Genomic DNA, 11,788 nt, shown 5'->3' with positions numbered 1-11,788 from the left:
CACCGTTCGACGATGTTCAGCCACTTGCTTTGAAGTGCTCTTGCAGATGCCGAGACAGTTGCATCGCAGCTTGAGTTCTGCCCCTGTCAGGCAGAAGAAGGCCCAGCGACTCCATGGGGCTTGCGGGTCTCACATCGAGTTCTACCACCTCATTGGCGTCGATGAGCGGCTTCACAAAGTTTCGCGGGAGAAATGCAAGCGCATTCTCGTGTCGCAGCATCCACCACAGCATCGTCGGGGACCGCGTGATGATGGAAGAGGCCTTCAGTTCGCCCTGTGCGTCTTCGAACAATGAATCCAAGCGGTCCCGCGCGGCGGTTCCGCTCGGGCTAAGAAGCCACGTTTGCGACTTCAGTCGCTGCCAGGTAACACGTTTGGTCGTCGCCAACGGGTGGCTCCTGCGACACACAACCGTCAACCGATCATCGAGTAGCGGCATGAAGTCCCACCCTTCGGGTGATTGCGGCGGCCGTCTGCAGGCAACCAAATCTGCCTCACCGCGCGCAATGGCCAAGAGCTGGTCGTCGCCTTCGGCCTCCGTAAGATGCACCTGAACGGTGGGATGGCTGCGTCCGAACTCCAACAGTGTGCCGACGAGCAGGCCGTGCATCGCAGAGACGGATGCAACAACCCGAACGATAGTCTGTCCTCGGCTATGGCGCGCCGTGATGGCCTCGGCGCAATCAGCGACCCCGAGGAGAATGTGGCGCGCCACAGGCAGCAGGTCTGAGCACGCAGGGGTTGGTCTGACCCCTTTGGCGTGACGCTCGAACAGCTTGACGCCGATCAGCCGCTCCACATACGCCAGCGCCTGGGTGACCGAGGGCTGGGACATGCCGATTGCCTCCGCTGTGCCTTGAACTGTTCCGACCTCCGCCAGCTTGAGCAGAACCTGCATATGCCTGAACTTCCCCCGCGTAAGTAGCCGGTTCAAAAGAGCTGACGCACCAGGCGGCTTCCCATTCATGTATTGGTGTCTCCTATGGATACCCTTCATTATGAATTTGAACGCAATAGGGAGCCGCGACAAGATGCGGCCTGAACTACCGACGCGTTATCGGGAACCATAAGGAGACGGTCTTGCAAAGAAGAAAACTGCTTCGGGCCATGGGCCTGTTGATCGCCCCTTGCAGCCTCACTCACGTTGCTGCCCAGGAGACTGACTGGCCCAAAAAGCCCATCAAGGTGATCGTCCCAGCTCCCGCCGGTGGACCCTTCGACCGGACCATGCGGCCATTGGCGCAAAGCCTGGCTGACCTGCTCAAGCAGCCTGTTGTGATCGAGAACCGGCCAAGCGCTGGCAACATCGTCGGCACACAGGCTGGAGCGAGCGCACCCGCTGATGGCTACACGCTGACCATGACGGGCATGCTGAACACCATCGCGGCGAGCCTCTATGACAACCTGCCATTTGATGTGGCACGTGATTTCGAGCACATCGGTGGGATTGGCGAAGGCGCCCAATGGCTTGTGGTCAGGAGCGATGCCGGAATCGCTTCTTTTCAAGACTTGATCGCTCACGCCAAGCGAGAACCCGGAAAGCTGAACTATGCGAGCTCGGGTGCTGGTAGCTCGGGGCACTTGATCATGGAGATGCTCCAGCGAGCTACGAGCACGACACTCACACATGTGCCATACAAAGGTGGAGCGCCTGCGCTGCAGGATGTGCTCGGCGGCGTAGTGTCGGTGACTGCGCTTCCCATCACTGGGTCGCTTCCCTTCGTTCAAAGCGGAAAGTTGCGAGTTCTTGCGGCATCAAGCAAAAAGCGCGACCCGCGGTACCCGGACGTTCCCACGTTCTCCGAGCTGGGATACCCGCAGCTCAGCGTCACTTCGTGGGTTGGCCTTTCCGCGCCCAAGGGAACGCCCGCGCCCATCGTGCGAAAGGTCAGCAGCGCGCTCCAGATGGCCCTTTCGACGCCCGCAATCTCGAAGCAACTTGAAGCAGAAGGCATGACCGCCTTGCCCATGACCCCTGAACAGTACGCTGCCCTCGTGCGATCCGATGTGGCCCGGTGGGGCCAGCTCGTGCGCAGCTTGAACATCAAAGCCAACTAGCCTGCCGATGCCATTTGTCAACTCACACGGCCGCGACATCTACTTCGAAGTGTGCGGGTCAGGCCCCGCACTCCTTTTTTGCCACGGCGCTGGGTCGAACGCCGCAACATGGTGGCAGCAGTTGCCAGCGTTCAGCGCGCATTACACGTGCATCACGATGGACATCCGATGCTTTGGCCGCTCCGTCGCACCTCTTGACGAGTTCACGCTGCAGCTGTTTGTTGCCGATGTTCTAGTGATCCTCGATCATCTTGACGTCGAGCGCGCTGCATTCATTGGCCAGTCGCTGGGCGGAATGATTGGGCTTGCCCTTGCCCTCCAACGGCCATCTCGCGTTGGCGCCTTCGCTGCATGCGATACCAGCTTGGCGGTCGATCACCCGGCCCTCATAGACATCTCCAGGAAGCGCCTGTCGTCCATGAAAGCAGTGAGTATCGAGCAACGCTCCCTCGGCGCATGGTTTCTTGAACGGGCCCCAGAGAAGGCAGCGTTGTATGCGCAGATCAATCGTTTCAACCCAAGCGCTTACTCAATTCCGCCAGCCGCCTGGAATGCTGCAGTGGGCAGCCTGATGGAGCCCCGCAATTTGACGCCGCTTCGCCGGCTTTCGGCAGTGACCTGCCCGACGTTGTTTCTGGTTGGCAGCGAAGACCCAATCGTTCCCGCTGAGGTCATGCGTGAAGTCGCGGCGCTCGTCCATGGCAGCGAAGTTGCTGTACTGGACAAGGCTGGCCATTCCGCATATTTCGAGAAGCCCGAAGAGTTCAACAGCGTCGTGTTGCAGTTCCTCCGGCGACATCATTGGTAGCCGCTGACGCGGCCATGCCACGGCCAGCGGCGAGGCCGTGATGTCCTCGGGGACCGGCGTCCCCCCGCAGCGGGACATACGCTTGGGCAAATCCGGAAGAACATGGCCCCCTCATACCGAGGTAGCAGAGCCATGCAGAGCGTCGTGATACTCGGAGCCGGGCACGCCGGCTTCCAATGCGCAGCCGCCTTGCGACAGCAAGGCTTCGCGGGCAACGTGTCCCTCGTTTCCGAGGAACGAGGCTTGCCCTATCAGCGCCCACCTCTTTCCAAGGCCTACCTGCTCGGCAAGGCGTGCGCCGCCGATCTGGCCTTTCGTGCAGAGGCCTTCTTCAGCGAGCACCGCGTCACCCTCATCTCGGGCGTCGCAGAAGGCATCGACCGCGTTGCGCAGCGGGTCATACTCGGCAACGGTGAGTCCCTGCCCTACGGCCACCTGGTCATCGCGACCGGTTCGCGACCGCGGAAGCTTCCGGTCCCGGGCGCGGAACTAGCGGGCGTGCTCCCCCTGCAAACACTGGATGATGCCGATCGGCTCCTCGCGGCGCTTGCGGGCTGCAAAAGTGTCGCCGTGATTGGCGCGGGCTTCATCGGCCTCGAATTTGCTGCTTCAGCGCGGCTGCTCGGCCACGAGGTCACTGTCGTGGATATCGCCGATCGTCCGATGGCCCGAGTGTTGTCTCCGGAATGCGCCCTTGCATTTGCCAAGGCGCATCGCGCGCTTGGCACGAAGCTGCTGTTGCAAACCGGCGTGGAACGGCTCGAAGGAGAAGGTGGAAAAGTCGCCGCGGTCGTCACGACGAGTGGGGAGCGAATTCCGGCGGACATCGTGCTTGTTGGTATTGGTGCGACTCCGCGGGTCGAGCTCGCGAAAGAAGCTGGTCTTGCGGTCGACAATGGAATTGTCGTGGACGCCATGTTGCGCACCGCGGATCCGCAAGTGTCCGCCATCGGTGACGTCGCCTCATTTCCGAGGCGCGATGGTGGCCAGCGAGTCAGGCTCGAATCAGTCCAGAACGCGACCGATCAGGCGCGCGCGGCGGCGGCTCGCATCGCGGGACATGCCGCGGTTCCGTACGAGGCGGTGCCGTGGTTCTGGAGCGACCAAGGGAACCTCAAGCTTCAGATCGCCGGACTGCGCGGCGACGTTGATGAACGTCTGCTGACCGGTGATGTGACCGCCGGGCATTTCTCCGTTCTCTGTATTTCGGACGGCGTGCTGTGCGCAGTCGAATCAGTGAATCGGCCGGCAGATCACATGCTTGCGCGCAGGCTTCTCGCCAAGCAGACCCGCGTTCTGCCGGCTCAGGCACGCGAGCCCGGATTCACGCTCAAGATGCTTTGAGGCTCGGCAACGGGAGACGTTTGTCACGGCGCTGTCGTGTTGGCCGCTGAGCCCTGCAGTCGAAGCGATGTAGAGGCCTCGTAGAGGAGTTCGGTTTCAATGGGCCGCGTTCAGGCGGAGGTGAAGCAGCGCAACTGGAAGTGCACCTTTGCCGACGCTGCGCCGCGACCGCCTGATGCATTAGGCCGCTGAGGCATTCCGCTGTCGCGCACTGGCTTCGAGACGCCGTCTAGGGTTACTCCCGACGTTCCGAGCGGACGAATGTTGTTCTTGGAACAAACAGCATTCGGGCGCGTGCATACGATGACCTTTGCCCCGGCATCCGGCGTGGGACGCGAATGCATTGGGCGCCTGCCCACCTTGTGGACGCCAATGAGCACACAACCAGGAGACAACCATGAGAGAGATATGGAATCCAGTTCGGTCCGCCACGGCAATCGTCCTCTCCACTGCCCTTCTCGCCAGCTGCGGCGGCGGAGGTGGCGGCGGAGTTGTCGCCCCGCCAACGGAGGCAAGCGGAACCCTGGTGCTGAGAACCTTGTCCAATCGTGCCGACATGATCAGCGACGGCGACGCACTGGTCGAGGTGGTGGTGCCAGAGGGCATGGCCGCCACCGAGGTTTCCATGGACCTCAACGGAACGGAGGTAACGGCGTCTTTCGCAAAAAGGGCGGATGGCCGCGTGCTGGGCGTAGTGTCGGACCTGCGTGATGGAGAGAATCTGCTGACTGCGCAGGTCAAAGGGAAGAACACCGGAGCTCGCCTGAAGATCACCAACTTCGCGCGCGGGGGGAACATCTTTGCCGGCATCCCGATCCAGCCCTGGGTCTGCGCTACGCGCACCGTCACCACGGTGCTTGTGTCCCAGCCGGGAACAAACCTCTCGGGCACGGCGACGACTCGCGCCAACGGCCTCGATTCGGATCCCGTCGACGCCGACTGCAACGCGCCGACGAAGTTCACCTACTACTACCAGCCGAAGGCGAAGCAGGGCACGGCCTGCACCTTCACGATCACCGGGGCGAACCCCTGCCTGCAGGCTTACGATCCGAAGGCGCGGCCGGCGGACCCCGACATCGCGGACATCACGAACGATCGGGGCGACACGGTGAAGGCATTGCTGCGCGTGGAGCTCGGCACCATGGGACGCGGCATGTACCAGATTGCCACCTGGTTCGATCCTGCCAAGCCATGGACCCTCTTCGAACCGCAGAAGGGTTGGAACGGCAAGGTCCAATGGAAGATGGGGCCCGCGGCTTCCGGCAACCGTTTCCAGCAGCAGCCCGGCGGCTCGATCTTCGACGACAACGCGCTGCGGGCCGGCTTCATCACCGTGAACTCGCAGCTGACCAATAACCTCGACAACAACAACCAGGTCCTCGCCACCGAGAACATCATGATGGTCAAGGAACATTTGATCGACACCTACGGCGAGGTGCGCTACACGATGAGCGACGGCGGCTCCGGCGGCTCCATGATGCAGACCGTGCCCGCCTCGGTCATGCCGGGCCTGCTCGACGGACTGCAGACGGGCAGCAGCTTCCCGGACGCGGTGACCACCTGGATCGAAGCGCGCGACTGTGGCATGCTGAACAATTTCTATGCGACGGCGGCGGGTTCGGGCATCAGCGAGAGCGCGCGGGCAGCAATCAACGGGCATCCGACGGCTGCGCACTGCGGCACCTGGGCTGGCTTGAACAACGCAGGGGATCCCACACGCGCCGGCAGTTGCCTCCCCGGTTTCCCGGCCGATATCGTGTACGACGCGAACCTGCGGCCGACCGGCGTCCGCTGCTCCATGCATGACCTGCTGACCCCCATCATCGGCACGATCACGGATACCGACCGGAACATCAAGCCCAACCTGCCCTATGACAACGCAGGCATCCAGTACGGCCTGAAGGCGCTCAAGGCGGGCGCCATCACGCCCGAGGAGTTCGTCGCGTTGAACGAAGGCGTTGGCAGCTACAACTTCGACATGGCATGGTCCGGCGGCAATCCGGCGGCGCCGACGATCCCGGCTCCGCGGGCCCGCGTCTCGCCCACCTCGATGGTGACTTTCTACAAGAGCGGACTTGTCAGTTACGGCAGGAACCTTGCCAAGGTGCCGATCATCGACCTGCGGCCGGCACGCGGCGCCGACATCCACATGCAATGGCGCTCGTACTCTCAACGCGCGCGGCTGGACGCCGCAAACGGCGGACACGCCAACCACGTCATGTTCGCGTCCCAGACGAACTCTGGCACAGCATTGGTGCGAAAGTCGTTCCAGACCATGGACCGGTGGCTCACCGCGATCGAGAACGACAAGTCTGCCGACTCGAGGGAGACGAAGGTGATCCGGAACAAGCCGGCAGACGCAGTGGATTTCTGCATAACGACCGACGGTGTCACGGATGCCGACCTGGTGGATGTGGGCTTCGGCAGCGCCACATGCCCGGTCAAGCCCTTTGAGTCCCCGCGGATCGTGTCCGGCGGTCCGCTGTCCGAAGACATCTTCAAGTGCCAGCTGAAACCACTCGACTTCGCATCCCCGGATTACGCCGGCATCGCCTTCACTGCCGGCCAGCAAGCACGGCTGCGTACCGTTTTCACGGATGGGGTCTGCGACTGGAGCAAGCCGGGCGTCGGGCAGACGGCCTGGTCGCCGACGACGTTCCGCGCAGGGCCCGGCGGACAGGCCATCCCGGCCGCCCCGGTATCGGTGCGGTTCTAAGTACAGCGGCGGCGTACCGCCCCATCACAGGAATGAGCACGAGAGACCTGAACCTCTTCTTTGAACGGTGCGTCTGGCCGAGGTCCCTGACTCAGGCCGAACAGGCAACCGCCTTCGATGCCCTTTACGTCCGCAAGCATGAGGCGCACGCCTACGTGTGCCAGCGCAACGAGATCGCCGACAGTTGGGTCGGCGTGATGGAGGGCTTCCTCCGGGTGCAGGACACGACGGCCGACGGCAAAGTCATCATGTTCACGGGAGTTGCACCCGGCGGCTGGATTGGAGAGGGCTCGCTGCTGAAGCCGGAGCATCGCAAGTACGAGATCATCGCCACACGGCCCACCGTGACGGTTCATCTGCCCAGGAAGACCTTCGGGTGGCTGCTGGAACGGAGCATACCGTTCAACCACTTCATGATGTCGCACCTGAACGAGAGGCTGGGGCAGTTCATCGCGATGGTGAAGTTCGACCGGATGCTGGAGCCTACGGCGCGCGTGGCACGTGGGATCTCCAGCCTGTTTCATCCAGTGCTCTACCCCAATACCGATGCCACACTGAGCATCAATCAGGAGGAGATCGGCTGGCTTGTGGGCGTCTCGCGATCGCGCGTCAACACCGCTCTCAACGAGCTCGAGACTGCAGGTTTGATCCAGAGAGGGTACGGCTTCATCGTGGTCCTGGACAGGCAGCGCCTGGCACGGTGCTCATAGGCGCCGCCGGCGTTCACGAACGCACGGCTCGCCGGCCGCGTGGACGCAAGGCTCAATCCGACGCCCAGCCCTTGGTAGAAGTGAACGCGGCGGTCCAGCGTGCCTCCAGCAGGCGATGCAGATTCGTTCAGTACGTTCGATAGCATCCAGCCGATCAGGCTGACACGCCGTGGCGCGCTCACGCCCGCAGATCTCCGCGCTCGAAGAGCAGCTGCCGAATGTCCTTCTTGACGATCTTCCCGTAGCCCGACTTCGGCAGGGTGTCCCAGAAGAACACATGGCGCGGCCACCGATAGCGCGCACAACGGCTTTCGAGATGCGCCAGGAGCGCGTCGCAATCGAGCCGCGCGCCTTCACGCCGGACCACCACCGCAACACCGACTTCGCCCCATTTCAGGTCCGGCACGCCAAGGACCGCAACTTCCGCCACGGCGGGATGCGTCAGCAACACCTCTTCCACTTCACGCGGATAGACGTTCGAGCCTCCCGAGATGTACATGTCGGATTCGCGGCCGGTGATGCACAGCAAGCCGCGTTCGTCGAGCTTTCCCAGGTCGCCGGTGTGGAACCATCCGCCGCGAAGCGCCTTCGCGGTGGCATCGGGATTGTCGTGATAACCGGAGAACACCGCGGGTCCACGCACGCAGATCTCCCCCACTTCACCCATTGGCACCGGCCTGAGCTCGGCGTCGAGAATGGCCACTTCCATCCCAGTGCGAGGCCGGCCGCACGAGCCGATGTTCGCGTTCGGATCGTCATCATCGGCCGAATGCATGTCGGGCGTCAGCACGGTGATGTTGCCAGTGACCTCGCCCAGCCCGAAATACTGCACCAGCACCTTGCCCAGTTTCTGCACGGCGAGCTTCTGATCCGCGCGGTACATCGGCGCTCCCGCGTAGATCAAGTACCGCAGGCTGGAGTGGTCATACCGGTCTACCGCGGGATGCTCTACGAGCATCTTGACGATGGTCGGTACCGTGAACACGTTGGTCACGCGATGCCTCTGCACCGCTTGCCAGAACATCTCCGGGTCCAGCTTCTCGCCGGGCAACAGCACGGCCGCTGCCCCACGAGCTACGTTCAGCAAGGCGTGGATGCCCGCGCCATGCGACAGCGGCGCCACCACGATGGAGCAATCGCGCTCGTTCGTTCCGGGGATGAGGTCGGCGAGGTGGTTCGTCACCACGAAAGCCATCTGGCCATGCGTGAGCACGCCGGCCTTCGGGCGGCCGGTCGTACCGGAGGTGTAGAAGAACCAGAGCGGATCGTCGTACGCGACCGTTTCGTGTGCGCCTTCCGCCCCCAGGTGATTGCGAACGAGTTCTTCGTAGCCGTGCTCGCCGGTCCGCGGTTCGCCGATGGTGATGACATGTTGCAGCGCAGTGGCTTCTGCGCGCACCGCGTCGACGTGGCCGGCGAACACGTCCTCCGCGATCATCGCCGTCGCGCCGCTGGAGGCACCCAGGTAGGCGACCTCGGGCGGCGTGAGCCGGAAATTCGTCGGCACCCAGACGCAACCGAGGCGGAACGACACCCAGCAGCTCTCGAACAACTGCACGTTGTTGCGCGACTGGACCAGGATGCGATCACCCTTGCGAAGGCCAAGTGCGCGCAGAGCGTCCGCCATCGCGGCCACGCGCTGCTCGACTTCGGCCCAGGTCCAGGTCCGTTCCCCCCGGATCAATGCGGGCCGGTCGGGAAACAGGCGGGCGGTCTGCGTGAGCAGCTGCCCGAGATTCATCACCTGTGCAGCGTTCACGCGGACTCCAGGATGCTCAGGTAGCTGGCGACAGCGGAGCCGCCCATGTTGAACACGGCGCCCACGCTCGCATTGGGCACCTGCATGCCTCCCGCCGTACCCGACAGCTGCATCGCCGCCATGACGTGCTGCGAGACGCCGGTGGCGCCGATGGGATGCCCCTTGGACTTGAGCCCGCCCGACGGGTTGACCGGCAGCTTGCCGTCTTTGCGCGTGATGCCATCCAGGATGACGCGTGCACCCTGCCCGTGCGGCGCGAGGCCCATCGCTTCGTACTCCAGCATCTCCGCGATGGTGAAGCAGTCGTGCGTCTCGACGAACGACAGGTCTCCCAGGCCGGCTTGCGCGGAAGCAAATCCCTTCTGCCAGGCCAGCGCCGCGCCTTCGAAGCGCGTCGGATCCCGCCGCGACATCGGCAGAAAATCGTTGACGTGCGTGCGCGAGCGCCAGCGGACGGGCGCGACCTTGGCACCGCGCAGCGGCTCGGTCGACAGCACCAGCGCAGCGGCGCCATCGGAGACGAGCGAGCAATCCGAGCGCTTTAGAGGACCCGACACGAACGGGTTCTTCTCCGACGGTGTGCGGCAGAAGTCGAACCCGAAGTCGCGCCGCATGTGCGCATACGGGTTGTGCATGCCATTGCTGTGGTTCTTGGCCGAGATCGCCGCCAGCGCATCGGACTGGTCGCCGAAGCGCTCGAAGTACTTGCTGGCGATGCCGCCGAAGATCCCTGCGAAGCCGGCAGGATCCGTGCCTTCTTCCTTCACGTAGGAGCACTTGATCAACGTGGCCGCCACCTGCGGCGTGGTGAGCTCGTTCATCTTCTCCATGCCAATCACCAGCGTGCGCTTCATGCGCCCCGCTGCCATCGCGTCGAGTGCAGCCCAGATCGCGGCGGAGCCGGTGGCGCAGGCGTTCTCGGACCGCACTGCGGGCGTGTGGCGGAACTCGGGCATGGCCACCGCCGGCAGGGACGCCGTGAAGTCCTGGCCGACGAAGCCGGCGTTGAAGTGCCCAAGGAAGATGCCGTCGATGTCCTTGGGCTCCAGGCCCGCACTGTCCAGGGCGGGCTGCACCGCGTCGCGGATCATTTGCTCCAGGTCCAGCTTGTCGAGTTTGCCGAAAGGCGTGTGGCCCCAGCCGACGATGTATGCGTTGCTCATGGTGGTCCTCGGTGGTAGGTGGGGAATCAGGTGGCTTCCAGCAGCTTGCGCCGGACGAGCCAGTCTCGGATCAGCGCAGTGGCCTCTTTCAGCAGCTCGGGCTGCCCGGCGTAGTAGTGGGTCGCGCCCTTGACGATGCGGAACGTCTTGTCAGCAGATGCGGCGGCGTCGAACAGCATGGTCGGATGCGTCTGGGGTACGGCGTCATCCGCGCTGTTCTCGATCACCAGCAGCGGCGCCCGCATGCGCCTGGCATTCTCGAGTCCGTTGCCGCAGGAGTCGTCGAGCGACCATTGCGAAAGCCAGGAGCGCAAGGTGGTGAAACGCGCCAGCCCCACGGGTCCCGTGTTCACCGTCTCGGGATTGCCCATGTAGCACCAGCGCGGCTTGCGGTCGTTCGGGTCGAGCGAAGGATCGAGAAACCGCGGATCGGCCAACGTGCGGTGGACGATGAACGGCCGCTCCATCTCGCCGGTGTTGCGTTCCTTCAGTTCCTGCAGCTTGGCCTTCGCCCACGACGTGATGCGCCGCATCCGCGCAAGCTGCGCGGCGCGGTAGCGCGCCATGAACTCCTGCGAGTACGGCGGCTGGTTTGGATTGCGCGGGTCATAGATGTCGAGTTCGAGGTCGCGATCGTCCGGATTCGCTTCGTCGCGAACGGAGGGATCGATCGCCTCCGCCAGCAGATGCGCGCGTGACAAGTGCGCGGCCTGGTAGATGACGGCGTCCGCCGGAATGAGGCCTGCATCCTTCACATTGACAGGGTCGCCGGCGGGCGTGTGCATCACGCTGGGGTTCTCGGCTTCCGCCTGATAGCTCACGGCGAGCGCGCCGCCGCCGCTCCAGCCAACGAGGACCACGTACTTATAGCCCCACACTTCCTTCGCGTGACGGATATAGGCGCCCAGGTCCAGCAGCACCTTTTCCATGATCAGGGCCGCGTCGTTGCGCTGGTACCGGCTGCCCGCACACAGCACGTGCGCGCCCGTTGCCGCCATGGCACGAGGCACCGGCAGCAACTGCAGTGTGGACGCCGGGTGCATGAACACCATGAGCGTCTCCGAGGCGTGTCCCTGCGGCCGGAAGCGGATCCCTTCCAGGTTCACCGCCCCCTGGTTGCCGGCGAAACCATAGGTTTCGGTGAAGGTGGCGCGCTCCTCGTACTGGAGGTGCACCCACTCGGTCTGGATGTCGAAGGCTTGAGTCATGGGCTCACTCTAGGGGCGAGCC

At 63.6% G+C, this 11,788-nt stretch carries 9 protein-coding genes; 5 read left to right on the top strand and 4 right to left on the bottom strand.

All coding sequences use genetic code 11. The annotated features are described in order from the left end of the window. Positions 1 to 16: 16 nt before the first annotated feature. Positions 17 to 898, bottom strand: coding sequence for a LysR family transcriptional regulator (locus ACSQ9I_RS31940; protein WP_436316062.1), 882 nt, complete (start codon positions 896 to 898; stop codon positions 17 to 19). A gap of 182 nt (positions 899 to 1,080) precedes the next feature. Between ACSQ9I_RS31940 and ACSQ9I_RS31935 the strand changes: the two genes are divergently transcribed. The 5 genes from ACSQ9I_RS31935 to ACSQ9I_RS31915 all read left to right on the top strand — a co-directional run bounded on the left by ACSQ9I_RS31935 (position 1,081) and on the right by ACSQ9I_RS31915 (position 7,636). Beyond that, entirely contained in the window at positions 1,081 to 2,058 is a 978-nt protein-coding gene (locus ACSQ9I_RS31935) for a Bug family tripartite tricarboxylate transporter substrate binding protein (RefSeq protein WP_436316061.1), read from the top strand. A gap of 7 nt (positions 2,059 to 2,065) precedes the next feature. Then, the gene (locus ACSQ9I_RS31930) at positions 2,066 to 2,866 is read left to right on the top strand and encodes an alpha/beta fold hydrolase (RefSeq protein WP_436316060.1); all 801 of its coding nucleotides are present in this window, start codon (positions 2,066 to 2,068) and stop codon (positions 2,864 to 2,866) included. Positions 2,867 to 2,998: 132 nt separating this feature from the next. Then, positions 2,999 to 4,210, top strand: a complete 1,212-nt coding sequence (locus tag ACSQ9I_RS31925) for an NAD(P)/FAD-dependent oxidoreductase (protein ID WP_436316059.1) — start codon at positions 2,999 to 3,001, stop codon at positions 4,208 to 4,210. Between the two features lie 538 nt (positions 4,211 to 4,748). After that, on the top strand, positions 4,749 to 6,926 hold the full coding sequence (locus tag ACSQ9I_RS31920) for a DUF6351 family protein (RefSeq protein WP_436316058.1): 2,178 nt from the start codon (positions 4,749 to 4,751) through the stop codon (positions 6,924 to 6,926). Positions 6,927 to 6,958: 32 nt separating this feature from the next. Then, complete coding sequence (locus ACSQ9I_RS31915; RefSeq protein WP_436316057.1) at positions 6,959 to 7,636, top strand: Crp/Fnr family transcriptional regulator; 678 nt, start codon at positions 6,959 to 6,961, stop codon at positions 7,634 to 7,636. Between the two features lie 178 nt (positions 7,637 to 7,814). Here the strand turns inward: ACSQ9I_RS31915 and ACSQ9I_RS31910 are convergent, their stop codons facing one another. Genes ACSQ9I_RS31910 through ACSQ9I_RS31900 form a run of 3 tightly spaced genes read right to left on the bottom strand, consistent with a single transcriptional unit; the run spans position 7,815 to position 11,766 of the window. Next, positions 7,815 to 9,377 carry an acyl-CoA synthetase gene (locus tag ACSQ9I_RS31910; protein WP_436317085.1) on the bottom strand — a complete coding sequence of 521 codons (1,563 nt, stop codon included), beginning with the start codon at positions 9,375 to 9,377 and terminating at the stop codon, positions 7,815 to 7,817. 14 nt (positions 9,378 to 9,391) lie between these two features. Continuing rightward, positions 9,392 to 10,558 carry an acetyl-CoA acetyltransferase gene (locus tag ACSQ9I_RS31905; protein WP_436316056.1) on the bottom strand — a complete coding sequence of 389 codons (1,167 nt, stop codon included), beginning with the start codon at positions 10,556 to 10,558 and terminating at the stop codon, positions 9,392 to 9,394. A gap of 26 nt (positions 10,559 to 10,584) precedes the next feature. Continuing rightward, positions 10,585 to 11,766, bottom strand: coding sequence for an alpha/beta hydrolase family protein (locus ACSQ9I_RS31900; RefSeq protein ID WP_436316055.1), 1,182 nt, complete (start codon positions 11,764 to 11,766; stop codon positions 10,585 to 10,587). Between the last annotated feature and the right edge of the window lie 22 nt (positions 11,767 to 11,788).

The organism is Variovorax sp. LjRoot84 (assembly GCF_964254305.1).
GTDB lineage: Bacteria > Pseudomonadota > Gammaproteobacteria > Burkholderiales > Burkholderiaceae_C > Variovorax.
The sequence above is the reverse complement of the archived record's forward strand: the minus strand, read 5'-3'. Positions and strand labels throughout refer to the sequence as shown.